The sequence below is a fragment of the Orrella dioscoreae genome (assembly GCF_900089455.2).
GTDB classification, from domain to species: domain Bacteria; phylum Pseudomonadota; class Gammaproteobacteria; order Burkholderiales; family Burkholderiaceae_B; genus Orrella; species Orrella dioscoreae.
Genome location: NZ_LT907988.1, coordinates 2,101,746 through 2,124,634 on the forward strand (window position 1 = coordinate 2,101,746; position 22,889 = coordinate 2,124,634).

General features: G+C 68.9%; 20 protein-coding genes. 16 read left to right on the forward strand and 4 right to left on the reverse strand.

Going from position 1 to position 22,889, the window contains the following annotated elements; translation table 11 throughout:
- Positions 1–2 precede the first annotated feature (2 nt).
- The 11 genes from ODI_RS09810 (at position 3) to trmD (ending at position 11,554) form a co-directional block, all read left to right on the forward strand.
- Entirely contained in the window at positions 3–1,316 is a 1,314-nt protein-coding gene (locus ODI_RS09810; RefSeq protein ID WP_067760100.1) for a type 4b pilus protein PilO2, read from the forward strand.
- Complete coding sequence (locus ODI_RS09815) at positions 1,303–1,839, forward strand: hypothetical protein (RefSeq protein ID WP_157929745.1); 537 nt, start codon at positions 1,303–1,305, stop codon at positions 1,837–1,839. The genes ODI_RS09810 and ODI_RS09815 overlap by 14 nt, the downstream gene beginning before the upstream one ends.
- On the forward strand, positions 1,836–3,545 hold the full coding sequence (locus ODI_RS09820; RefSeq protein WP_082985540.1) for a GspE/PulE family protein: 1,710 nt from the start codon (positions 1,836–1,838) through the stop codon (positions 3,543–3,545). The genes ODI_RS09815 and ODI_RS09820 overlap by 4 nt, the downstream gene beginning before the upstream one ends.
- Entirely contained in the window at positions 3,542–4,672 is a 1,131-nt protein-coding gene (locus ODI_RS09825; protein WP_082985539.1) for a type II secretion system F family protein, read from the forward strand. The genes ODI_RS09820 and ODI_RS09825 overlap by 4 nt, the downstream gene beginning before the upstream one ends.
- A 49-nt stretch (positions 4,673–4,721) precedes the next feature.
- The gene (locus ODI_RS09830) at positions 4,722–5,366 is read left to right on the forward strand and encodes a pilin (protein ID WP_067760094.1); all 645 of its coding nucleotides are present in this window, start codon (positions 4,722–4,724) and stop codon (positions 5,364–5,366) included.
- A complete protein-coding gene (gene pilV / locus ODI_RS09835) occupies positions 5,341–6,537 on the forward strand; it encodes a shufflon system plasmid conjugative transfer pilus tip adhesin PilV (protein ID WP_082985538.1) in 1,197 nt (398 codons plus the stop codon). Before ODI_RS09830 ends, pilV begins: the two co-directional genes overlap by 26 nt.
- A 67-nt stretch (positions 6,538–6,604) precedes the next feature.
- Positions 6,605–9,226, forward strand: a complete 2,622-nt coding sequence (gene alaS, locus ODI_RS09840; RefSeq protein WP_067760089.1) for an alanine--tRNA ligase — start codon at positions 6,605–6,607, stop codon at positions 9,224–9,226.
- A gap of 59 nt (positions 9,227–9,285) precedes the next feature.
- Positions 9,286–9,552: a sulfurtransferase TusA family protein gene (locus tag ODI_RS09845; RefSeq protein ID WP_067760194.1), complete on the forward strand. Its 267-nt coding sequence runs from the start codon at positions 9,286–9,288 to the stop codon at positions 9,550–9,552.
- A 153-nt stretch (positions 9,553–9,705) separates the two neighbouring features.
- On the forward strand, positions 9,706–9,966 hold the full coding sequence (rpsP, locus tag ODI_RS09850) for a 30S ribosomal protein S16 (RefSeq protein WP_067760086.1): 261 nt from the start codon (positions 9,706–9,708) through the stop codon (positions 9,964–9,966).
- A 124-nt stretch (positions 9,967–10,090) separates the two neighbouring features.
- Positions 10,091–10,726 (forward strand): ribosome maturation factor RimM, encoded by a 636-nt coding sequence (gene rimM, locus ODI_RS09855; protein WP_067760083.1) that lies wholly within the window; start codon positions 10,091–10,093, stop codon positions 10,724–10,726.
- Between the two features lie 36 nt (positions 10,727–10,762).
- The gene (trmD, locus tag ODI_RS09860) at positions 10,763–11,554 is read left to right on the forward strand and encodes a tRNA (guanosine(37)-N1)-methyltransferase TrmD (RefSeq protein ID WP_067760080.1); all 792 of its coding nucleotides are present in this window, start codon (positions 10,763–10,765) and stop codon (positions 11,552–11,554) included.
- A 49-nt stretch (positions 11,555–11,603) separates the two neighbouring features.
- On the opposite strand, the gene ODI_RS09865 is transcribed toward trmD, so the two are convergent.
- The 4 genes from ODI_RS09865 to ODI_RS09880 form a co-directional block, all read right to left on the reverse strand.
- Positions 11,604–12,530 (reverse strand): DMT family transporter, encoded by a 927-nt coding sequence (locus ODI_RS09865; RefSeq protein ID WP_067760077.1) that lies wholly within the window; start codon positions 12,528–12,530, stop codon positions 11,604–11,606.
- Between the two features lies 1 nt (position 12,531).
- Positions 12,532–13,923 (reverse strand): ATP-binding protein, encoded by a 1,392-nt coding sequence (locus ODI_RS09870; protein ID WP_067760075.1) that lies wholly within the window; start codon positions 13,921–13,923, stop codon positions 12,532–12,534.
- Entirely contained in the window at positions 13,920–14,588 is a 669-nt protein-coding gene (locus tag ODI_RS09875) for a response regulator transcription factor (RefSeq protein WP_067760071.1), read from the reverse strand. Before ODI_RS09875 ends, ODI_RS09870 begins: the two co-directional genes overlap by 4 nt.
- Before the next feature lie 61 nt (positions 14,589–14,649).
- The gene (locus ODI_RS09880) at positions 14,650–17,535 is read right to left on the reverse strand and encodes a valine--tRNA ligase (RefSeq protein WP_067760068.1); all 2,886 of its coding nucleotides are present in this window, start codon (positions 17,533–17,535) and stop codon (positions 14,650–14,652) included.
- 362 nt (positions 17,536–17,897) lie between these two features.
- On the opposite strand from ODI_RS09880, the gene ndk reads away from it, so the two are divergent.
- From ndk to hisS, 5 genes are all read left to right on the forward strand, one after another.
- Positions 17,898–18,326, forward strand: a complete 429-nt coding sequence (gene ndk, locus ODI_RS09885) for a nucleoside-diphosphate kinase (RefSeq protein ID WP_067760065.1) — start codon at positions 17,898–17,900, stop codon at positions 18,324–18,326.
- Between the two features lie 25 nt (positions 18,327–18,351).
- Positions 18,352–19,509: a 23S rRNA (adenine(2503)-C(2))-methyltransferase RlmN gene (rlmN, locus tag ODI_RS09890; protein ID WP_067760063.1), complete on the forward strand. Its 1,158-nt coding sequence runs from the start codon at positions 18,352–18,354 to the stop codon at positions 19,507–19,509.
- The gene (locus tag ODI_RS09895) at positions 19,506–20,045 is read left to right on the forward strand and encodes a helix-turn-helix domain-containing protein (RefSeq protein WP_067760061.1); all 540 of its coding nucleotides are present in this window, start codon (positions 19,506–19,508) and stop codon (positions 20,043–20,045) included. Before rlmN ends, ODI_RS09895 begins: the two co-directional genes overlap by 4 nt.
- Before the next feature lie 70 nt (positions 20,046–20,115).
- Positions 20,116–21,408: a flavodoxin-dependent (E)-4-hydroxy-3-methylbut-2-enyl-diphosphate synthase gene (ispG, locus tag ODI_RS09900; RefSeq protein WP_067760059.1), complete on the forward strand. Its 1,293-nt coding sequence runs from the start codon at positions 20,116–20,118 to the stop codon at positions 21,406–21,408.
- A gap of 136 nt (positions 21,409–21,544) precedes the next feature.
- Positions 21,545–22,852, forward strand: coding sequence for a histidine--tRNA ligase (hisS, locus tag ODI_RS09905; protein WP_067760057.1), 1,308 nt, complete (start codon positions 21,545–21,547; stop codon positions 22,850–22,852).
- Positions 22,853–22,889 lie beyond the last annotated feature (37 nt).

A 22,889-nucleotide genomic window follows, 5' to 3' on the forward strand; every position in this document is an offset into this window, starting at 1 on the left:
CCATGCCGTGGCAACTCGAATCGGCCGAGGCCGGCAGTCCGTTGCGGACCGCTCGCGCCCAGGGTCGTGTCCTGGTCTTCGGGCTGGATTGGCAGCCGCTGCTGGGGCGGGACGTGCCCCGGCTGGCCCTGGCGCGTGCCCGCGGCTTGCGTGCCAGTCATTACGTCTGGTCGGCAGGGCAGGGCGCGAGCGTGGGCTGCGCCCGGCTGCGGCGCCCGCGTGCGCGCCGACGGGAAGCCTGGTTGTCGGCGGCCGTGGCCGCGCGCCTGGCAGCGGGAACGCCGTCCGGGATGGTGCTGCTGGCGCTGGATGCAGGGTGCGTCTGGCTGTCGGCGTGGCATGCCGGCGCTGTCCTGGCGGACAGTGACCGTGTCCATGACTCGCGCGCGTCGGCGGATGCCGCGCTCGACGCACTGGAGGCCCGGTATCCGGGGCTGGCGCGCTTCGGCAATGTGCCGATGGAGGGGGGATGGCAACCGCTGGAAGCCGCCCAGGTGCTTGCCGCGGCAGGAGACGGGGCGCGTCTCCTGCCCGTGGCGTCGCCGCGGCGCCGCGCGCTGGCAGGGCTGGCGGGAACGTCGCTTGCCCTGGCGTTCGGGTGGCGCGCCTTGCGGTCCGCCGAGCCAGCGCGGGTCGGCACGATGGCGGTGGAGCCGGCGCAAGCCTGGGCCGATGCGCTGGACAGGCACGCGGCCGGCGTGCCCTGGCATGGACCTGCGGCGTTGGCGCGAGCCCTGGGCGCCTTGCGCGCCTTGCCTGCCTCGGTGACGGGGTGGTTCCTGCGCGATGCGCAATGCCTGCCAAGGCACGATGGCTGGCATTGCCAGGCGCGCTATGCGCGGGGGACGCTGGGCCGCAATCTCGATCTGGTGGCGGTGGCGCCGCCAGGCTGGGCCGTGCATTTCGACCTGCTCGATGGTGCAAGGCTCACCTGGGTCGTGGCGCATGACGGCGCCGGCGTGCCCTGGCGGCGCCTGGGCAGCGCCCGCGACACCGAGCTGGTGCTGGCCAGCCGCCTGCAGCGCCACGCAAGGCTGTTTTCCGCCATCCGCCTGGATGCCTGGCAGGTCTTGCCGCTGGCGCCACCCGCGGATGCGCAGGGGGCGGCGTTGACCTGGCCGGAGGACTGGCCCGCCGTCGGCACGCGTCAATTGACGGTCGAGGGGCCGCTGTACGCCTATGCCTTGCTGCAGGACTGGGAGGTGGCGGCCGCCTGGCAGAGCCTGCAACTGCAGGTGCAGCACCCCTCCGACGCGGCCCTGGCCGCGCGCCGCGCCACCGTGCGCTTGCAAGGAGTCTTGTATGAAAAGCATTGATCCGCGAGGACCGTCGCCGGCATGGCCGGTCGTATTGCTGGCAGGCGTGCTGGCCTTGCCGCAGGCATGGGCGGACGAGCCCCTGGCATCCCCGCCGGCCGGCGCCGCAAGGGCGATGCCGGCCGGCACAGCCGTCCAGGATGCGCCGGCGCCGCCGGACGGCCAGCGGGTCTGGTCGCAGGCGCCAACCGTCCAGGACCTGGTTCGCCTGGACCTGGAGGCCGCGCTGGCGCAACGGCGCGGCCAGTGGCAGGCGTCAGGCGAGCCACCCCGTGGGGGCATGGCGTCCGCCGGCGGAAAGCCCGACACGCCGGCCTTGCGCCTGGCTGCCATCTACGGCGTGGGCAGGCAATTGCAGGCAGAGCTGCTCAGCGAGGGGCGGCGGGTCGTCCTGCGAGCGGGCGGTGGCGGCGCAGCGCCGCAAGGGTTGCGCCTGCTCTCCATCGACGGAGAGTGCGTGCGTGTGCGGGCACGCGATGACGTGGTCCATGCCCTGTGCCTGGCACGTGCGGAGGCCTCATGAGCCGCGCGCGCATGCTGATGCCTGTGCCGCCAGCCGTGGCGCCCCCGCGTTGTATCGCGCTGTCGGGGCAGGACGATCTGGCGCGCATGACGCCGCCGCTCGACCGGGTGCTCTGCGACGACTTCGATCTTGCCGGCCTGGCGGGCAAGCTCTGTCCGGCGCGGCGCGAGGATGGCAGCGCGGTGATCTTCGCGGTGCAGGACGAGGCGCGCTCGGATGCCGCCTGGGAGCTGGCGCGGCAGTTGCAGCAGCGCGGCTATCGCCTGGCCGACCCGGTGTGTGTCATCCTGCCCGCGACGCTCCTGCTGGCGCTGGCCAGCCGCCGCGTGCGCAGCGACACCCTGAACAGCCGGCGGCAGGTGCTGGCGGACCCGCAGCGCTCGGCCCTGTCGCACGCGTTCGCGGAAATCGTGGCCTGGGGTGTCCGGGCGCATGCCAGCGACATCCACCTGAACGTGCGCACGCGGCACGCCGAGTCGCAGGTGCGCTACACGGTCGCGGGCCGCTACGTCTCGCCCGATTGCTATGCCCGCATGCCAACCGCGACGCTCAGGGAAATCCTGTCGGTCGCGTGGATGGAAGTGCAGGGCGGCAACGGTTCGGTCTTCGACCCGGCCATCGAACAGCAGGGCCGGATCTGGCACCAGGCCGCGGGCCGGCACGTCATGCTGCGCTGGGCCTCTCTTGCCACGGATGCCGGGCCGTCCGTGTGCCTGCGCATCGTGCGCCTGGACGATACCGTCGCCACGGCGGACCTGGCAGGCCTGGGCTATCTGCCCGGCCAGGTCGACATCCTGGCCCGCGCGTGCCGGGTGGAAGGCGGCGCGGTGGTGCTGGCGGGCGTGGTCGGGTCCGGCAAATCCACCACGCTCGCGGGCATGATGCGCACCATCCCCGAGACCCGCAAGGTCATTACCCTGGAAGACCCGGTGGAATACCTGATCCCGGGCGCGCTGCAGAACACGGTCGGCCGCGACCTGGAGACGACCGAGGCCACCGTTTTCGACGCCAAGTTGCGCACCTTGAAGCGCAGCGCCATGAACGACCTGATGATCGGGGAAATCCGGGATGTGCAGACCGGACGCGCCTTCATGGACCTGGCGGGCTCGGGCGTCAGCGTCTACACCACCACGCACGCGGGTTCGGCGGTGCTGGTCGCCGAACGCCTGGCATCGGATTTCATCGGCATCGCACGCGATTTCCTGGCCACGCCGGGCGTGCTCAAGCTGCTGGGCTACCAGGCCCTCCTGCCCGCCTTGTGCCAGGCGTGCGCGCTGCCGCTCGACAGCCTGGGCGCTGATCGGCGCGACCCGCGGGACTGGCGTGGCTGGGTGGGCGGCATCGAGTCCGCCTACGGCGTGGACTGCGCAGGAATGCGGGTGCGTAATCCCGCGGGCTGCCCCCAATGCGCGCCGGGGCAACTGCCAGGGCTGGCTGGCACGCGCGGGCGCACGGTGGTTGCCGAGTTCGTCGAGCCCGACGCGGATCCGGAGTGCCTGCGACTCATCCGTGCCCGCGACAACCTGGGCTTGGCGAGGCATGTCGCGGCCAGCCGGCGCGCGGCTTTCGACAGTCCCGACATGAGCGGGAAAAGCGCGATGGCCTGCGGCTTGTACAAGGCCTTGCAAGGTTGGGTGGATCCGCGCGACGTCGAAGCCCGGTTCCGGCCCTTCGATCACGTGCCGGCCTGGGAGCGCGGGCGATGAGCGCGGCGGGTTGGCGGCATGCCATCGCGGCGCTGGCGCATCGCGCCGCCTGGTTCCATGCCTGCCGGCGGTTGCGCCGGGAGCGGGCGGATTACTACGAATACCTGGCCGAACGCATGGCCGCGGGCGTGGGCGGCAAGACGCTGCTTGCGCTGTTCCGTGGCGATGCCGCGCGGCGAGGCAATCCCCTGCGTGCGCGGCTCTCCGCGGAGTGGGCGCGGCGCTGCGAGACTGGCGGCGGCGACCTGTTCGAGGTCTGGTCCGGCGTCTTCCCCGAGGAAGACCTGCTCCTGCTGCGCACGGCCCAGCAAGCGGGGGCGGCGGCGCTGGTGCAAGCGCTGCGCGACCTGGCCGATGCCACGCGGCTCGTCGAGGGCGCCCGCCGCACCTTGCGCCAGACGCTGGCCGCAGGCGTCGTGGCGCTGTGCGTGCTGGCCGGCATGCTGGCGGCCGTGCCGCACTACACGGCGCCACGCCTGTGGCGCACGTTCCAGGGCGTGCCGCAGGACCTCCACGGCCCCACTGCGCAGGCGTTCCAGCAGTTCTCGGTTTGGCTGCAAGCGTGGCTGCCAGCGTGCCTGTCCGGCCTGTGCGTCGTGTTGGCCGGCTTCGTGCTGAGCCTGCCACGGCACACCGGCCACCTGCGCACCGTGCTCGACCGCCACGCGCCGTGGTCGCTGTATCGCGACTTCCAGGGCATGCGTTTCCTGTTGCTGCTTGCGCTGCTGCTGCGCCCCCAGGGCCATCGGGTCATGGCCTTGCGCGACGCGCTGGCCCGGGTCGCGGGCAGTTCCGGGGTGTGGGCGGCCTGGCAGGCGCAGCGCGTGGGCGATCGCCTGGATGCGGGTTGGACCGGCGCGGATGTCTTCGATACCGGACTCTTCGATCCCCAGTTGGGCGGTTTCCTGCAGGACATGATCGATGCGCACGGCATGGACACGGGCCTGCGTCGAGCCACCGAGCGGCTCAGGACGCAGGCGTTGCGGCGCCTGTCGGGCCAGGCGCAGGCGTGGCGCTGGGTCTTGCTGCTGGGCGCGCTGGCCGGCCTGCTGGCCCTGGCAGCGTGGCACTACGCCGTCATCGACGACCTGCGCCGCGCCATGATGATCCACCACGCCGGTCGGTGAGGACCGGCGACGCTGCCCCTGGTTTTCCTGTGCTTCTGGAGATTTCCCGATGTCTTGCACCATTTTCCGATTGCCGCACCCATCCCTGCCTCTCGCCCGAGGCCACGCGCGCGCCCGGGCAGCCAGCCAAGGCGGTTTTTCCCTCATCGAGGTCTCCATCGTCACGGCCATCATCCTGCTCATCGCAGTGGTGGGGGTGCCTGCGGTCAATGCCTACGTCATCGAGAACCGCGTCCCGCGCGTGGCCGAGGAACTGCAGCGTTTCGTGTTGAGGCTGAAGGTCGGCGCGCAGGGCGCCGGTAGCGGTCCATACGCGGGCGTGGGCACCCGCCTGCTCGGCCAGAACTTCCAGCGTTCCGGCGTGCTGTCCGTGGCAGGCGAGGGCGATGGCGCCCAGGTGGCGCATGGCCTGGGCGGCAGCGGCCGGGGCGGAGACGGCGTCGTCACGCTGGCGCCCGAGAACGGCGCGGGCGATGCCTTCGTCCTTCGGCTGGGCGAGGTCAATGACGCGGCGTGTCCGGCGCTGGCATCCATTTTGCAACGGCTGGCCGAGCAGGTCTCGGTGTCCAGCGACAAGGGCACGACCTTGCTCAAGAGCGACCTCGTCAATCCCCGGATCGCCTACAGCGCGGTGCTTGCCCAGGCAGCCTGCAGCGACGGAGACAGCAATGCGTTTTCCTTTGTCTTCCGCTAGCTTTCCGCTCGCCGGGCGGCGGCCTGCCCCGGTTGCGCGCCAGCGGGGCTTTTCCTTGCTGGAGCTGGCGGTGGCGGCCGCCCTGTCGGCATTGGTGGCCGTCTGGGCGGCCAGCGCCTGGGTGGCCAGGCTAGACGACGCGGCTGCCGAGTCGGTGGGCACCTGGCTGGTGGCGCTGCATGCGGCCGCGGCGCCCGTCGTGCGCGAGATCGAGCGCGCAGAACGGGGCGAGGCCGGCCAGCCGCTCTCGCCGGCGCTGACCGGGCTGGCCCAACTGCCCGTGGCCACGCTCAAGGCCCTGGGCCATCTGGAAGCCGGATTTCCCGAGCGGTCGGCCTGGGGGGCGCCTGCCAGGCTGGAGCTGTTGCGCAGCCAGGCTTGTCCCGGGTCGCAGTGCCGGATCGACCTGTTGCTGCATACGCCGGTGTCGGGTGCGGAGGGGCGGGCATCCGAAGACGTCGGGCGCATCGGTGGCGTCCTGCTGGCTGCGCGGGGGCTGGCTGGCGCCATCCATCCCCAGGCGCCCGGACAGCTTCGCGGTGCGAATTTCGCGTTGCCCAACCCACCCGCCCCCGGCCTGGCGGCGCTGCCGGTGGGCACGGTCGCATTGCACGCCAGGGGAGCGCCCCTGGTGGACGATCCTTACGTTCGCCGGCGGGACACCCGTGATCCTGACCTGCAGGGGCCGCTGACGGTGGCCGGCGCGATCCATGGCGGGGCGGACCTGCTCGTCGACGGAAGGATGACCGGCCGGGGCGACCTGCGGATCGCCGGCCAGGTACAAGGCGGGGAGATCGTTGCGCTCGGCGCGATCTCCGGTGCAGGGGTACGCAGCCACGGGCGGCTTTCCAGCGGTGAATACCTGATGCTGGAGGCCCAGGCCGTCCCGGGCTCCCCCTGTTCTTCGGCGGGCCTGGTGGCACGCGACGTGTCTGGCGCGCTGCTGGCGTGCCAGCAAGGGACTTGGCGCCTGCAGGGAGGAGGTTTCGGCGGCATGTTCCTGATGGCGTCGTCGGGCCATTGCGTGACAGGGGGCGGGTTCAAACCCAATCCCGTGACCGGCGCCTGTTCGTGCCCCGTGGGTTTTCTCCCTTATCCGGTGGCCCAGACCCGGGGCGGTTTTCATGACGAGGACTTCCAGGTCTATCACACCTATGTCTGCATGCCTTGATGTTCGGGCCCCTGTGGGGGCACTGGCTCTATAATCAAAGATTCGCCCCTACCCGGCCCGCATCGCGATGAAAGTTTCCGAAATCCGCCAGAAATTCCTGCAGTTCTTCCAGTCCCAGGGCCACACCATCGTGCCCTCGTCGTCGCTGGTGCCCGGCAACGACCCGACGCTGCTCTTCACCAACTCCGGCATGGTCCAGTTCAAGGACGTGTTCACCGGCAAGGAGAGCCGTCCCTATCGCCGCGCCACGTCGGCCCAGCGCAGCGTGCGCGCCGGCGGCAAGCACAACGACCTGGAAAACGTGGGCTACACCGCGCGGCATCACACGTTCTTCGAGATGCTGGGCAACTTCAGCTTCGGCGACTATTTCAAGCACGATGCCATCCGGTACGCCTGGGAACTGTTGACCAAGGTCTATCAGCTGCCGGCCGAGAAGCTCTGGGTCACCGTCTACCAGGAAGACGACGAGGCCTATGACATCTGGGCCAAGGAAGTGGGCGTGCCGGCCGAGCGCATCATCCGCATCGGCGACAACAAGGGCGCCCGCTACGCCTCCGACAATTTCTGGCAGATGGCCGAGACCGGCCCCTGCGGACCCTGCACCGAGATCTTCTTCGATCACGGTCCCGATGTCTGGGGCGGCCCGCCCGGATCGCCCGAGGAAGACGGCGACCGCTACATCGAGGTCTGGAACCTGGTGTTCATGCAGTTCGAGCGCGACGCTTCCGGCACGCTCACGCCGCTGCCCAAGCCCTGTGTCGACACCGGCATGGGCCTGGAGCGCATTGCCGCCGTGCTGCAGGGCGTGCACTCCAACTACGAAATCGACCTGTTCCAGAAGCTCATCGCCGCCGCCTCGCGGGAAACCGGCTGCCAGGACCTGCACGAGAATTCGCTGAAGGTCATCGCCGACCACATCCGCGCCTGCGCGTTCCTGATCGTCGACGGCGTCATCCCCAGCAACGAAGGCCGCGGCTACGTGCTGCGCCGCATCGTGCGCCGGGCGCTTCGCCACGGCTACAAGCTGGGCCAATCCAAACCCTTCTTCCACCGGCTGGTGCCCGACCTAGTGCAGGAAATGGGCGCGGCCTACCCTGAACTCGAGCAGGCCGCCAGCCGCGTCGCGCAGGTGCTCAAGCAGGAAGAGGAGCGTTTCGGCGAAACGCTGGAACACGGCATGAAGATCCTCGAAGCCGCGCTTTCCAAGGTCGAGCAGGGCGGCCGTGTCGAAGGCACGACGCTCTTCACGCTCTACGACACCTACGGTTTCCCGGTCGACCTCACGGCCGACATCTGCCGCGAACGTGGCGTGGAGGTCGACCTCGACGGTTTCGAGACCGCCATGGACCGCCAGCGCGAGCAGGCCCGTGCCGCCGGCAAGTTCAAGGCAGCCGAAGGCCTGTCCTATGACGGCGTGCAAACCCGCTTCGACGGCTACGACACGCTGTCGGGCGACGCGCGCGTCGTCGCGCTGTACGTCGGCGGCACCGCCGCGCAGACCGTGCAGGCCGGCCAGGAGGCCATCGTGGTGCTGGACGCCACGCCTTTCTACGCCGAGTCCGGCGGCCAGGTGGGCGATGCGGGCGTGCTGCAGGCCGATGGCGTGCGCTTCGTCGTCAACGACACCCAGAAGATCCAGGCGGGCGTTTTCGGCCATCACGGCGTGCTGGAATCCGGCACGCTGTCCGTGGGCGACAGCCTGGCTGCACAGGTCGACGTCGAGCGCCGCGCGCGCACGGTACGCAATCACTCGGCCACCCACCTGATGCACAAGGCCTTGCGCGAAGTGCTGGGCGGCCACGTGCAGCAGCGCGGTTCGCTGGTCGACCCTGACAAGACCCGGTTCGACTTCGCGCACGATGCGCCCATGACGGCCGATCAGATCGCCGAGGTCGAGCGCATCGTCAACGCCGAGGTGCTGGCCAACGCCCCCGTGCAGGCCCGTGTCATGGCCTTCGATGACGCCGTGCAGGAAGGCGCCATGGCGCTCTTCGGCGAAAAATATGGCGACAGCGTGCGCGTGCTGGACATCGGCAGCTCGCGTGAACTGTGCGGTGGCACCCACGTGGTCCGCACCGGTGACATCGGTCTCTTCAAGATCGTGGGCGAAGGCGGCGTGGCCGCCGGCGTGCGGCGCGTCGAGGCCATCACGGGCGACAACGCCCTGAAGTGGGTCCAGAACCTGAACGCCACGCTGGTGCGTGCCGCGGGCGCCTTGAAGACCCAGCCTGCCGAGCTGCCCGAGCGCATCGCCCAGGTGCAGGAGCAGGTGCGCGCCTTGGAGAAGGACCTGGAGCAGGCGCGTGCCAAGCTCGCCGCCAGCGCCGGCAACGACCTGGCCGCCAGCGCCGCCGTGGACCTGGGGGGCGCCAAGCTGTTGGCCGCGGTGGTCAAGGACGTCGATCCCAAGGCCCTGCGCGGCATGGTCGACCAGATCAAGGATCGCCTGAAGCCTGCCGTGGTGCTGCTGGCTGCCGGTGGCCCCGATGGCAAGATCAGCGTGGTGGGTGGCGTCACGCCCGAGCTGGTCGGACGCGTCAAGGCCGGTGAACTGGTCGGGCACGTCGCCGGCCAGATCGGCGGCAAGGGGGGCGGCCGCCCCGACATGGCCATGGGAGGGGGCGTCGATCTCGCGGCCTTGCCCGCGGCAGTCGACAGCGTCCGCCAGTGGGTTCAGGAACGGCTATGATCATTGGCCTGCGTCGGCTGTTCCGTCGCGGGCCGGCGCCCGAGGCGCCCAAGACACCCATGAGTGAAAACGAAACGCCTGACGGTGCCGTAGAGCCCCCCATGCACCACCTGGTGGTGGATGCCTGCGGCCTGACCTGCCCCTTGCCCATCCTGCGCGCCAAGAAAGCCCTGGCCCAGCTGGAGAGCGGGCAGGTGCTGAAAGTGCTGACCACGGATCGCAACGCGGTCAAGGACTTCCAGGCCTTTTCCCGCCAGACCGGCAACACGCTGCTGTTGCAGCAGGCGGTCGGCGCCCGCGTCCTGCATTACCTGGAGCGGCGCTGACCTCCGGGTTTCGTCCGGTGTTTTCCCGCGTGGAAGGCCCTGAAGTACACTGCGGCTACAACATTTTTACGGCAACGAAGGCTTTTTGTTGCCAATCCTTCTGGTTGGGTGCTATCCTAACTGGCTTTTCTCAACATTTTCAAGGAATTACCTATGGTGGTGATTCGCCTGGCCCGCGGTGGGTCCAAGAAGCGACCGTTTTACAACGTAGTGGCAGCTGATTCGCGCAACCGTCGCGATGGCCGCTTCATCGAGCGCGTGGGTTTCTACAACCCCGTCGCCAACGAAAACGAAGAACGTCTGCGCCTGGCGCTGGACCGCGTCAAGCACTGGACCGACACCGGCGCCCAGCTGTCGCCGGCCGTTGCTCGCCTGGTCAAGGACTACTCGGCCAAGGTTTCGGCTGCAGCGTGATGGCCCACCCCCGGGGCGCTGTCGCGCTTCCCTGCCAAGGGGGCGCCACTGGCGGGCCGGCAAAGCCGGCTCCGCGATGGCCTGGATCGGGGGTTACCGCCGCACTGATCGTGGGCGGGACTGAATGAGCACTACGCAAAACGCCAAGCCCGACGATCTCGTCGAGCTGGGTCGCATTACGTCAGCCTATGGCGTCCGTGGCATGGTCAAGGTGCAGCCGCACTCTGCCCAGGCCGAGGTGCTGCTGGCCGCAAGGCAATGGTGGCTGGGACGTCAGTCTCCGCTTGCCGCCTCGCGTGACGCACCAGGCAGCGTGCCTGCCGATCTGCGGCTCGTCGGCGTGAAAACCTCCCGTCCCCAGGGCGCCACGGTCGTGGCTGCGCTGGAAGGGTTGGTCGATCGCGATGAGGCCGAAGCCTTGCGCGGCACCAGTGTCTTCGTGCCGCGGTCCGCTTTCCCGGCGCCGGATGATGACGAGTATTACTGGGTCGACCTGGTCGGCTGCATGGTCTATGGCGTCGACGACGCCGATGCGCCCGTGCTGCTGGGCCGGGTGGATGCGGTAACCGAAAACGGCGCGCATGCGCTGCTGGACATCGCCTGCCTGCAGGCAGCCCAGGGTGAAGCCGAGCCGTCCCCGGTGTTGTCGTCCAAGGGGCGCCAACGCTCGCTTCTCGTGCCGTTCGTGAACGCTCACGTGCTCAATGTCGACCTCGGCGCACGCCGCATCGACACGAACTGGCCGGCCGACCTCGACTAGGGCCTCCTGACGCGCGGCTTCGCCCGCGCCTTTGCCATGCGCTTCGACGTGCTTACGCTGTTTCCCGATATGTTCGGGGTCGTCCGCGACCTCGGCGTGACGGGGCGCGGGCACGCGCAGGGCCGCTGGGCCTTGCGCGCCTGGAATCCACGCGACTACACGCATGACGTTCACCGCACCGTGGACGACCGTCCCTATGGCGGCGGACCCGGCATGGTCATGCTTGCCCAGCCCTTGGAAGACACCCTGGCCGCCGTGCGCGCCGACCGTGCCGCCACGGGCGCGCCGCCCGCCCGCGTGGCCTTGCTGTCTCCCACCGGCCGCCGCTTCGACCAGGCGGCCGCGGGCGAGCTGGCGCAAGGCGGCGGCCTGATCCTGGTCTGCGGCCGCTACGAAGGCGTGGACCAGCGCTTCATCGACCGCTGCGTCGATGAGGAATGGTCCTTGGGCGATTTCGTGCTGTCTGGCGGCGAACTGGCCGCCATGGCCATGATCGACGCCACGGTGCGGCTTTTGCCCGGCGTGCTGAACGATGCGGAGTCCGCCTTGCAGGATTCCTTCCACCGCAATGTGTCGGGCCTGCTCGACAGCCCGCATTACACGCGTCCCGAAGTCCATGCGTCCCTGGCCGTGCCGGCGCCCCTGATGTCCGGGCATCACGCTCGCATCCAGCGCTGGCGGCGCGATCAATCCCTGGCGTTGACTGCCGCGCGCCGCCCGGAGCTCATCGAACAGGCGCGCCAGCGCGGGGAGTTGAGCAAGGAAGACGAGCGCGTCCTGGCGGCGTTGCGCGACGTGTCTGCCCAGGCGGATACCTCCGCTTCCTGAACACTGAACGCGCGCGCGTTCGTCCCGGCTCACCGCAGACGCGCGCTTTTCAGTCCTTCCTTTCCGCGGCGGCCGACGCCGCGGCCACTTGCGGGCTGCCTCGCAGGACCAGCCACAAGGCCACGGCGATCAGGCCCGTGCTGCCCAGATGGGCCAGCGTCACAGGTTCGTCGAAGATCAGCCAGTCCCACAGCACGCCGAATATCGGGATGATGAAGGTCACCGTGGTGGCCTTCAGCGGCCCGATGTCCGCCAGCAGGCGAAAGAACACGATGTAGGCATAGGACGTGCACAGCAGGCCGAGTCCCAGCATGGCCAGCCAGGCATTCAGCGGCGCGTCCAGCCAGCCCGGCGGCGCATCGCCCAGGCTGGCGTGCAACATGAAGGGCAGCAGCGCCAGCACGGCGCCGACCTGGCTGCCCAATGCCATCAGGCGGTTGTCGAGCCCGCCGCGCTCGGTGATCCAGCGGCGGGTCATGAAGCCGCCCAACGCATAGCACAGGGTGGCCACCAGGCAGGCGCCCACGCCCGCCAGCATGCGGGCCTCCACCGCCACGGGGCCGGCCTGCGTCAGCACCGCCACGCCCATCAATCCCACGCAGACCCCGGCCAGGCGCGCCAGCGTGGCACGCTCGCCGAAGCACAGCGCGCCGATCAGCACGCCCATGAGTGGCGTCATGGCATTGAAAATGGCGCTGTAGCCTGCCGGCAGGCGCTGGGCGGCGAAGGCGTACATGAGGAAGGGCGCGGCCGAGCTGAGCACGCCCAGCAGCAGGGCGTGGCGCAGCTTGCCGTGGAAGCGCAGGGGCACGCGCAGCGACAGCACCACGGCCAGCAGGCCCAGCATGCCCAGCGAAACACGGAAAAAGGCCGACGGCACGGTGCCCAGGTAGGGCGCTGCCGCACGCAGGAAGATGAAGCTGCTGCCCCAGAGCGCGGCCAGGAACAGCAGTCTGGCGAGATCGACGGGGCGCAATTCAGGTCTCCTGGGTGGGCTGGGGCCCGGCCAGGGCAGGGAAGGTGATGGTCACCTGGAAGCCCCGTCCATCCAGGCCGCTGCCGCACAGGCGCGTGGCGCCGTGCAGGGCGGCCACCCGGGCCACCAGCGACAGCCCGATGCCGCTGCCGCGCTCACGGTTGCCCGGCACCCGATAGAAGCGGTCGAAGATCTTCTCGTGTTCGTCGGTCGGCACGCCGGGGCCGTTGTCGGCCACCGACAGCGTCACGCCGCCGAGCGGGGCGGGATGGCAGCGCACTTCGATGCGCCCGCCCACGTGGCCGTGGCGGATGGCGTTATCCAGCAGGTTGCCCACCAGCACCCCCAGCGCGTCGACGTCGCCGCGGATGCGGCAGGGCGCCACGTCCAGCTTCAATTGCAACTGCTTGGCGCGTGCCTCGCTTTCGAACTCCCGCGCCATGACGTGGATCACGCGGTCCAGCGCCACGGTCTCGGTCAACTGGGCATCGTGCAGGGCGTCCAGGCGCGCCTGGTCCAGCAGTTGCTCGGCCAGCCGGGCGCTGCGGGCAATGCCTTGCTGCAGCTTGTCCAGCGCTTCGCGCGTGGCGGCCGGGTTGTCCGCCTGGCGGGCCACTTCGGCATGGCTGGCCAGGACGGCCAGCGGCGTGCGCAGCTCGTGCGCGGCGTCCGCGACGAAGCGCTTTTCGTTCTGCACGGCTTCGTCCAGCCGCGCCAGCAGGCGATTGATCGCATCGATGAGCGGCTGCAGCTCTTCGGGCAGGTTGGCGTGGGGCAGGGGCGTCAGGTCCAGCGCAGGCCGGGCCAGGATGTCCTGGCGCAGCGTGTTCAGCGGACGCAGCGTGCGGCGCAGCACGAACCACACCGCGCCGGTCATGGCCACGACGAACAGCAGCGTCATGCGCATGCTGCGTTTCAGCAGGTCGCGGAATTCGGCGCGCAACTGGGTCTGGCTCTTGGCGACCTGCACCTGGATCAGGCCTTCGGCATCCGAGATCGAATAGACCCGCCAGTTTTCCTCGCCCAGGTGGATGTCGCTGAACCCCAGGCCGAAATCTGGCCGCAAGGCCGACGGCGGCGAGCCGGGCGAGCGCATCAGCAGCACATTGCGATGCAGATCCCAGATCTGGAACGAGAGTTCGTCGCCCTTGAAGAGATAGGGCGGGTCGGCGGCCAGGCGATAGTTCTCGGGCCCGCCGGGACTGGCGGCGGTCTGTGTCAGGCGTCTGGGCGTGGACATGACGATCTGGCTGGCGACATCCTTCAGCGACTGGTCCCACAGGCCGGTTTCGGCGCGGGTGTACTCGTGCATCCACTCGATCCGGCTGATCACGCTGAAGACCACCAGGATCAGCATGAACGTCAGGAAGAGCCGCTTGCCGAGGGAGTTCACGCGGTGGCCTCGCCCAGCCGGTAGCCGTAGCCGTGGACGGTGACGATGAGGTCGTCGCCCAGCTTGCGCCGCAGCTGATGGATGTAGACGGCGATCGTGTTGCTTTCGATGGTGCCGTGATCGCCGTAGACGGCGTCCTCCAGCTGGTGGCGCGTCAGCGTGTGGCCCTGGCGTTGCATCAGGGCCTGCAGGGTGAGGTATTCGTGCAGGCTCAGCGCCACCGGCGTGCCCTCGCGCGTCACGCTGCGCGTGGCGGTCTCGATGGCGACGTCGCGATAACTGAGCAGCGGCAGGACCGTGCCGGTGCTGCGCCGCAGGACGGCACGCAGCCGCGCCAACAGCTCGTCCAGCGGAAAGGGCTTGACCAGGTAGTCGTCCGCCCCGGCGTCCAAGGCCTTCAGCCGCTCGCTCAGGTGGTCATGCGCGCTGATGACGAGCACGGGCGTGGGGTCCAGCCGTGCACGCATGGACTCCAGCACGCTGTGGCCCGAGCGGTCGGGCAGGCCCAGGTCCAGCAGGACCGCCGTGTAGGCATGATCGGTCAGGGCCAGGCGCGCGGCCGCGGCATCGCTGGCCCAATCCACCAGGTTGGCGCCGCCTTGCAGCAATCCCGCGCGCAGGCCATCGCCCAATAGCGCGTCATCCTCGACCAGCAATATCCGCAACGCCGCACTCCCATTCATTCATGCGTGGCGCCCGCCCGGGCGCCACGCGGCAGGCGCCTGTCTAGGCAGCCAGCTTGGCCCGTTGCGCCCGCACCATGCCCAGCGTTTCGCTGAACTGCGCCAGGCGCGCCTTTTCCTGTTCGACCACCGCGGCCGGCGCGCGCTCGACGAAACTGGCGTTCGAGAGCTTGGCGTTGGCTCGGGTGATCTCGCCTTCCAGGCGTGCGATTTCCTTGTCCAGGCGCGCGGTTTCCGCCGCCACGTCGATTTCGACGTGCAGCATCAGGCGGGCCTGGTCCACGACTTGCACCGGCGCGCCCAGGTCGGGCAGCGTCGCCACGACGTCCACCTTGGCCAGGCGCGCGAGCGCGGCCAGGTAAGGGGCGTTGCGAGTCAGCGTTTCCGCATCGCCTTCCGCCAGCAGCGGCACGCGCTCGGCGGGCGACAGGCCCATCTCGCTGCGCAGCGCGCGCACGGCGTCGACTTGGCGCTTGAGCGCCGCGACGTCGGCTTCGGCGACCTCGTCCAGCGCGGCCGGGTTGGCCACCGGATAGGGCTGCACGCTGACACTGCCGGCGGCGTCGGCGGCGCGCACGCCTGCCACCACCGAGACCTTCTGCCACAGTTCTTCCGTGATGAACGGAATGACCGGGTGCGCCAGGCGCAGCACCACTTCCAGCACGCGTATCAGCGTGCGGCGCGTGGCCTGCTGCTGGCCCGGCGTGCCGCGCTGCAATTGCACCTTGGCCAGCTCCAGGTACCAGTCGCAATACTCGTCCCACACGAAGCGATACAGGGCGTTGGCGATGTTGTCGAAACGGTAGTCGTCAAAGCCCTTGGCCACTTCCATTTCCAGGCGCTGCAGCTGGCTCACGATCCAGCGGTCGGCGAAGGACAGATCCGCCGGATTCGGCTGCCGGGCCGCATCGGCGTGGCCTTCGGTGTTCATCAGCACGAAGCGCGTGGCGTTCCACAGCTTGTTGCAGAAGTTGCGGTAACCCTCGCAGCGCTTGAGATCGAAGTTGATGTTGCGGCCCAGCGTGGCATAGGCGGCCATCGTGAAGCGCAGCGCGTCGGTGCCGAAGGCGGGAATGCCGTCGGGGAACTGGCGGCGCGTCTTCTTCTCGATGTCGCCGGCCTGCTTGGGGTTCATCAGGCCGTAGGTGCGCTTGGCCACCAGGCTTTCGAGGTCGATGCCGTCGATCAGGTCCACGGGGTCCAGGGTGTTGCCCTTGGACTTGCTCATCTTCTGGCCGTCGGCGTCGCGGATCAGGCCGTGCACGTAGACATGGCGGAACGGCACCTGGCCGGTCAGGTGCGTGCTCATGAAGACCATGCGCGCGACCCAGAAGAAGATGATGTCGAAGCCGGTGACCAGCACGCTGGAGGGCAGGTAGCGCGCCAGGTCGGGCGTTTCGTCGGGCCAGCCCATCGTGGTGAAGGGCACCAGCGCGGACGAGAACCAGGTGTCCAGCACGTCGGCATCGCGCGTGAGCGGGCCGTCCACGCCGGCGGCGCGGGCCTGTGCGATGGCTTCCGCCTCGTCGTGCGCCACGAACACCTGGCCGTCGGCCGCGTGCCAGGCCGGGATCTGGTGGCCCCACCACAGCTGGCGCGAAATGCACCAGTCCTGGATGTTTTCCAGCCACTGGTTGTAGATGGTCGTCCAGTTCTCGGGATAGAAGGTCACGTCGCCGTTGCGGACCACTTCCAGCGCGACTTCCGTGATGCTGCGGCCGGCGTGGCGCGTGCCGGTGGGCGCGGGCTGGCTCATGCCGACGAACCACTGGTCGGTCAGCATGGGTTCCAGCACCACGCCGGTGCGGTCGCCCTTGGGCTGCATCATCTTGTGCGGCTCGATCTTGACCAGGTAGCCGCCGGCTTCCAGCGCCGCCACCACGGCCTTGCGGGCCTCGTAGCGTTCCAGGCCGCGGAAGGCCTCGGGGCCGTTCTCGTTGACGTGCGCGTCCAGCGTGAAGATCACGATGAGCGGCAGCTTGTGGCGCTGCGCGCAGGCATAGTCGTTGAAGTCGTGCGCGCCGGTGATCTTGACGCAGCCCGTGCCGAAGGCCGGGTCGACGAAGTCGTCGGCAATGATCGGAATGTTGCGGTCGCACAGCGGCAGCTCGACCTGCTTGCCGACCAGATGGCGATAGCGCTCGTCGTCGGGATGCACGCACAGTGCGCCGTCGGCCAGCATGGTTTCCGGGCGCGTGGTGGCGATCGTCATGCCGCGCAGCGTGACCGTGTTGCCGTCCTTGTCGGTGATCGTCTGCGGTCCGTCGACAAAGGGGTATTCGATGTGCCACAGGAAGCCGTCGGTCTCTTCCGACACCACTTCCAGGTCGGACACGGCGGTGAGCAGCTTGGGATCCCAGTTCACCAGGCGCTTGCCGCGATAGATCAGGCCTTCGCGGTACAGGCGCACGAAGGTTTCCACGACGCCGCGCGACATGCGCTCGTCCATGGTGAAGTATTCGCGCGGCCAGTCGGCCGAGGCGCCCAGGCGGCGCACCTGGCTGGTGATGGTGCTGCCGGACTGTTCCTTCCACGCCCAGACCTTCTCGACGAAGGCCTCGCGGCCCAGGTCGTGGCGCGAGACCTTCTGGGCGTCCAGCTGGCGCTCGACCACGATCTGCGTGGCGATGCCGGCATGGTCGGTGCCGGGCACGAAGACCGTGTCGTCACCCTTCATGCGGTGGTAGCGCACCAGCCCGTCCATGATGGTCTGGTTGAAGGCGTGGCCCATGTGCAGGGTGCCCGTCACGTTGGGCGGGGGAAACTGGATGGCGTAGGGCGCGGCGACGCCGCCATCGGCGGGTTGTACGTGCTGGCCGGCCTTGAAGTAACCCCGGCGCTCCCACTCGGCGTACCAGCGCGACTCGAGCTCGGCGGGTTCGAAGCTCTTGGACAGTTCGGGCGTATCGGCGGAGGCGGGGGCAGTCATGAACGGGAATTCCGGGGTGATGGGGCTGTCGAATAAGGGCCGGCGTGGCGGCGGGCGGGGCGAAATGCGGGGCAAAAGCCGCCGCGCCCGGTGCTCGCGCCATGAGGCGAACCCGCAATTCTAAGAGATATGGATTGAAGCCTTGGCATGCTAGAATTCCGGGTTAGTGAAAATATTCGCGAAGTGTCTGAATTCATTCAACAAATTCAGGTCAAACAAAGTTGCCGGGAAAAGTGCTGCCCGCGGTGTTGTCCGTGTGTTGCCCGCCAGCTTTGTCCAGCAAAAATCACTCGGCGGACCCGCCGACAAGTTCGCTGCTCAGCCCGCTGAGCAAACCATTGAAGAAACCGGAGTTTTCCAGCATGTCCACTATTGAGCGCACCCTCTCGATCATCAAGCCCGACGCCGTCGCCAAGAACGTCATCGGCCAGATCGTGTCCCGCTTCGAACAAGCCGGCCTGAAGGTCGTGGCTGCCCGCCTGACCCAACTGTCGCGCGCCGAAGCCGAGCGCTTCTACGCCGTGCACAGCGCCCGTCCTTTCTTCAAGGACCTGGTCGACTTCATGATCTCGGGCCCCGTGTTCGTGCAAGTCCTGGAAGGCGAGAACGCCATCCTGAAGAACCGTGACCTGATGGGCGCCACGGACCCCAAGAAGGCAGAGAAGGGCACCATCCGCGCCGACTTCGCCGACAGCATCGACGCCAACGCCGTGCACGGTTCGGACGCCCCCGAAACCGCCGCCGTCGAAGTCGCTTTCTTCTTCCCCCAGATCGACGTCCACGGCCGCTAAGCCACCGGACCCGGTCCCCCGCGCCATGACTGCCGCCCCCTCCGTCAACCTGCTTGGACTCGATTCCGCCGCGCTTGCCGACCTCGTCGGACAGTGGGGGGGGAAGCCGTTTCGCGCCAAGCAGTTGATGCGGTGGGTGCACCAGCGTGGCGTGGGCGACTTCGACGCCATGAGCGACTTGGCGCGCGATTTCCGCGCCCAGCTCGCCGGCCAGGCCGAGATCGCCACCCCGCCCGTGCTCACCGAGCAACGCTCCACCGACGGCACCCGCAAGTGGTTGTTCGACGTGGGGCAGGGCAATGCCATCGAGACCGTCTTCATCCCCGAGGACGACCGGGGCACATTGTGCATTTCCAGCCAGGCCGGCTGTACCGTGGCCTGCCGCTTCTGTTCCACCGGCCATCAGGGGTTCAACCGGAACCTGACGACCGCCGAAATCATCGGCCAGCTGTGGCATGCCCGCCGGACCCTGTCCGACGACTCGGGCTCCGCGCGCCTGGCCGGCGCCGGCCAGGCCGATGCGCCCGCCAAGCTGATCAGCAACGTGGTCATGATGGGCATGGGCGAACCCCTGCTCAACTACGAGCCCGTGCTGGCGGCGCTGCGCCTCATGCTCGACGACAACGCCTATGGCCTGTCGCGCCGCCGCGTCACGGTGTCCACGTCCGGCGTGGTGCCCATGATGGACAAGCTGGGCCGCGATTGCCCGGTGGCGCTGGCCGTCTCGCTGCACGCGCCCAACGACGCGCTGCGCGACGATCTCGTGCCGCTGAACCGCAAGTACCCGCTGGCCGAGCTGCTGGCCGCCTGCGAGCGCTACCTCGAACACGCGCCGCGTGATTTCATCACTTTCGAATACTGCATGCTCGACGGCGTCAATGACTCCGACGCGCATGCCCGCGAACTGGTGCGCATCGCGCGCCAGGTCCGTTGCAAGCTCAACCTGATCCCTTTCAACCCCTTCCCGCAGTCGGGGCTCAAGCGCTCGCCCGCGGCGCGCGTGAAGCAGTTCGCGCAGCGCCTGATGGACGCCGACGTGCTGACCACCGTGCGCAAGACGCGCGGCGACGACATCGACGCCGCCTGCGGCCAGTTGGCCGGGGATGTGAAGGATCGCACCCGCATCACCGAACGCCTGTCCACCCGCAAGAACGCCATTCCTATCGTGGAGCTCCGCGCATGAAGCTGGATACCGCCGCAGTTCCCGCCCCTGCGCGCGCGCAGGCCGTGGGTGCCAGTGGGCAGCCTGCGGCGTCGGCTTCCAGCGTGGCGGCCTCCGCGTCGGTGGGGCCCGCGCTGCGCGCCTTGCGCCAGGCCAAGGGCCTGTCGCTGGAAGAAGTGTCCCGCCGCCTGAAATTCTCCGCCCGCCAGATCTCGGCCCTCGAGGAAGAGCGCTGGAAGGACCTGCCCAGCGGCGTGTCGCTGCGCGGGCTGGTGCGCAACTATTCCCGCCTGCTGGGCGCCGACCCCGATGCGCTCACGGCGGCGCTCGAGCCCTACCTGGGCGGCACCGCGGCGGGCCTGGCGCGTTCCATCAATCATGTCCATACCGCCACGCCTGCCGAAGAGCGGCAGGGGTCGGGCTCCGGCCTCTGGCTGGGCCTGATCGTCCTGCTGCTCCTGGCTGGCCTGGGTTACGCTTTCTGGCAGGGCTGGCTGCCCACGCAATGGCTGTCGTCGTTCGGCCTGGGCACGACGCCCGCCGCCGGCGGCAACTGAGCCCGCCACGACCGGATTGCCGCGTGAACACTTGCCGCGGCCATCGGGTCTTCGTCCGGAACCACGCATCATGCAAGACACCCTGATTCCCTGCGCCGAGCCCCAGCCCGCGCCCGTCGGTCCGCTGGGCCGTCACGCCACCCGCGCCGTGGCAGTCACCTGGGGTGACCGCGTCGTCACCATCGGCGGTTCCTCGCCGGTGGTGGTGCAGTCGATGACCAACACCGACACCGCGCTGGCCATCGATACGGCCATCCAGGTCAAGGACCTTGCCCTGGCGGGCTCCGAGCTGGTGCGCATCACGGTGAACACGCCCGAGGCCGCCAAGGAAGTGCCGGCCATCCGCGAGCAGCTCGACCGCATGGGCGTGCCGGTGCCGCTGGTGGGCGATTTCCACTACAACGGCCACAAGCTGCTCACGCAGTTTCCCGAGTGCGCGCAGGCCTTGTCCAAGTACCGGATCAACCCGGGCAACATGGGCGGGGGCAAGAAGCGCGACGACAATTTCGCCCAGATGATCGAAGTGGCTGCCCGCTACGACAAGCCGGTGCGTATCGGCGTGAACTGGGGCAGCCTGGACCACGAGCTGATGGCGCGCATGATGGACGAGAACAGTCGCCGCGCGCAGCCCTGGCCGGCCCAGGCCGTCATGCGCGAGGCGCTGGTGGTGTCGGCCATCACCAATGCCCGGCGCGCCGAGGCGCTGGGCCTGGGCGGCGACAGGATCGTGCTGTCCTGCAAGGTCAGCCATGTCCAGGACCTGATCGCGGTCTATCGCGACCTGTCATCCCGTTGCGACTACCCGCTGCACCTGGGCCTGACCGAAGCCGGCATGGGCAGCAAGGGCATCGTGGCGTCCACCGCCGCCCTGGGCGTGCTGCTGCAGGAAGGCATCGGCGACACCATCCGCATCTCGCTCACCCCCGAGCCGGGCGGCGACCGCACCCGCGAAGTCGTGGTCGGACAGGAAATCCTGCAGACCATGGGGCTGCGCGCGTTCACGCCCATGGTCGTGGCGTGCCCGGGTTGCGGACGCACCAGCAGCACTTTCTTCCAGGAACTGGCCGACGACATCCAGTCCTTCCTGCGCCGCCAGATGCCCATCTGGCGCGAGCAGTATCCGGGCGTCGAGTCCATGAACGTCGCGGTCATGGGCTGTGTCGTGAACGGTCCCGGCGAAAGCCGCCATGCCGACATCGGCATCAGCCTGCCCGGCACCGGCGAGATCCCCTCGGCGCCGGTGTTCGTCGACGGCGAGCGCACGGTCACGCTCAAGGGCGACCACATCGCCCAGGAATTCCAGGCCATCGTCGAGAACTACGTGGCGCGCCGGTATGGCGCCCCTCTCGTGGTCCAGGACTGAACCCGCGGGCGGCTTTCCGGTCCGACCCTTGGACGCAGGAGGCGTTCGTCCCCTGCGTCCCTGCAGCAATCTGTCAGAAGCAAGTAAACTGGCCGCCGCGCGCGCGAGACACGCTCAGCGCCACGGACAACAAATAATGACCCAGGCTTTCCAGAAACTCGCCGCCATCCGCGGCATGAACGACATTCTTCCCGAGGCGGGCGCCCGCTGGGAGCAGTTCGAGGCCATCGTGCGCGACTGGCTCCAGTCCTACGGCTACCGCAACATGCGCGCGCCGGTGCTCGAGCACACGCGCCTCTTCACGCGCGGCATCGGCGAGGTGACCGACATCGTCGAGAAGGAGATGTACTCCTTCACCGACTCGCTGAATGGCGAATCGCTCACCATGCGTCCCGAGTTCACCGCCGGCATGGTGCGCGCGGCCATCGAGCACAACCTGCTCTATGACCGGCCGCAGCGCGTCTATGCCATGGGTCCGGTGTTCCGCCACGAGCGCCCGCAGCGCGGCCGCTATCGCCAGTTCCACCAGATCGACGTCGAGGCCCTGGGCTTTGCCGGTCCCGATGTCGATGCCGAGATGATCGTCATGCTGGCCCGCCTGTGGCGCCAGCTGGGCCTGACCGACATCCGGCTGGAATTGAATTCCCTGGGCCAGCCCGAAGAGCGCGCCCGCCACCGGGAAGCGCTCATCGCGCACCTGGAGCAGCACCGCGACATCCTCGACGAGGACGGCCAGCGGCGCATGTACACCAATCCCCTGCGCGTGCTGGATACCAAGAATCCGGCCATGCAGGCCATGGCCGACAGCGCGCCGCGCCTGTCCGACTTCCTGGGCGAGGCCTCGCGCGCGCACCTGCAGGGCGTCTGCGACCGCCTCGACGACGCCGGCATCGCCTATCGCATGAACCCGCGCCTGGTCCGCGGCCTGGACTACTACAACCTCACCGTGTTCGAGTGGGTCACCGACAGGCTGGGCGCCCAGGGCACCGTCTGCGGCGGCGGCCGCTACGACGGCCTCATCGAACTGCTGGGCGGCAAGCCCGCGCCTGCCGTCGGCTTTGCCATCGGCGTGGAACGCCTGCTGGACCTCTGGTCCCAGGGCGAGGCGCCCGAGGCCCGGCCCGAGTGCGACGTCTACATCGTCCACCAGGACGAGGCCGGCCAGCGCCAGGCTGCCAGGCTGGGCGAACAGCTGCGCGACGCCGGCCTGCGGGTCGTCGTGCATGCCGGCAGCAGCGGTTTCAAGTCCCAGTTCAAGCGCGCCGACGCAAGCGGCGCCCAGGTTGCGGTTATTCTTGGCGCCGACGAGCTGGCCGCCCAGGTGGCCAGCGTCAAGTGGTTGCGCAGCACGCAGCAGGAAGGCAGCGGGCAGCAGCAGGTTCCGTTCGCGGAGTTGGCCAATGTTTTGCTGCCGGGCCGCCCCAAGGCAAAAAGCGCCCCCTAGGGGGCAGCAAGCCGAAGGCGCAGCGTGGGGGCTTTTT

Bases quoted from the DNA above. Each gene is read 5' to 3' on its own strand.
- ODI_RS09810 (WP_067760100.1), top strand. From the start codon at position 3: ATGCCGTGGCAACTCGAATCGGCCGAGGCCGGCAGTCCGTTGCGGACC.
- ODI_RS09815 (WP_157929745.1), top strand. From the start codon at position 1,303: ATGAAAAGCATTGATCCGCGAGGACCGTCGCCGGCATGGCCGGTCGTA.
- ODI_RS09820 (WP_082985540.1), top strand. From the start codon at position 1,836: ATGAGCCGCGCGCGCATGCTGATGCCTGTGCCGCCAGCCGTGGCGCCC.
- ODI_RS09825 (WP_082985539.1), top strand. From the start codon at position 3,542: ATGAGCGCGGCGGGTTGGCGGCATGCCATCGCGGCGCTGGCGCATCGC.
- ODI_RS09830 (WP_067760094.1), top strand. From the start codon at position 4,722: ATGTCTTGCACCATTTTCCGATTGCCGCACCCATCCCTGCCTCTCGCC.
- pilV (WP_082985538.1), top strand. From the start codon at position 5,341: ATGCGTTTTCCTTTGTCTTCCGCTAGCTTTCCGCTCGCCGGGCGGCGG.
- alaS (WP_067760089.1), top strand. From the start codon at position 6,605: ATGAAAGTTTCCGAAATCCGCCAGAAATTCCTGCAGTTCTTCCAGTCC.
- ODI_RS09845 (WP_067760194.1), top strand. From the start codon at position 9,286: ATGAGTGAAAACGAAACGCCTGACGGTGCCGTAGAGCCCCCCATGCAC.
- rpsP (WP_067760086.1), top strand. From the start codon at position 9,706: ATGGTGGTGATTCGCCTGGCCCGCGGTGGGTCCAAGAAGCGACCGTTT.
- rimM (WP_067760083.1), top strand. From the start codon at position 10,091: ATGAGCACTACGCAAAACGCCAAGCCCGACGATCTCGTCGAGCTGGGT.
- trmD (WP_067760080.1), top strand. From the start codon at position 10,763: ATGCGCTTCGACGTGCTTACGCTGTTTCCCGATATGTTCGGGGTCGTC.
- ODI_RS09880 (WP_067760068.1), bottom strand. From the start codon at position 17,535: ATGACTGCCCCCGCCTCCGCCGATACGCCCGAACTGTCCAAGAGCTTC.
- ndk (WP_067760065.1), top strand. From the start codon at position 17,898: ATGTCCACTATTGAGCGCACCCTCTCGATCATCAAGCCCGACGCCGTC.
- rlmN (WP_067760063.1), top strand. From the start codon at position 18,352: ATGACTGCCGCCCCCTCCGTCAACCTGCTTGGACTCGATTCCGCCGCG.
- ODI_RS09895 (WP_067760061.1), top strand. From the start codon at position 19,506: ATGAAGCTGGATACCGCCGCAGTTCCCGCCCCTGCGCGCGCGCAGGCC.
- ispG (WP_067760059.1), top strand. From the start codon at position 20,116: ATGCAAGACACCCTGATTCCCTGCGCCGAGCCCCAGCCCGCGCCCGTC.
- hisS (WP_067760057.1), top strand. From the start codon at position 21,545: ATGACCCAGGCTTTCCAGAAACTCGCCGCCATCCGCGGCATGAACGAC.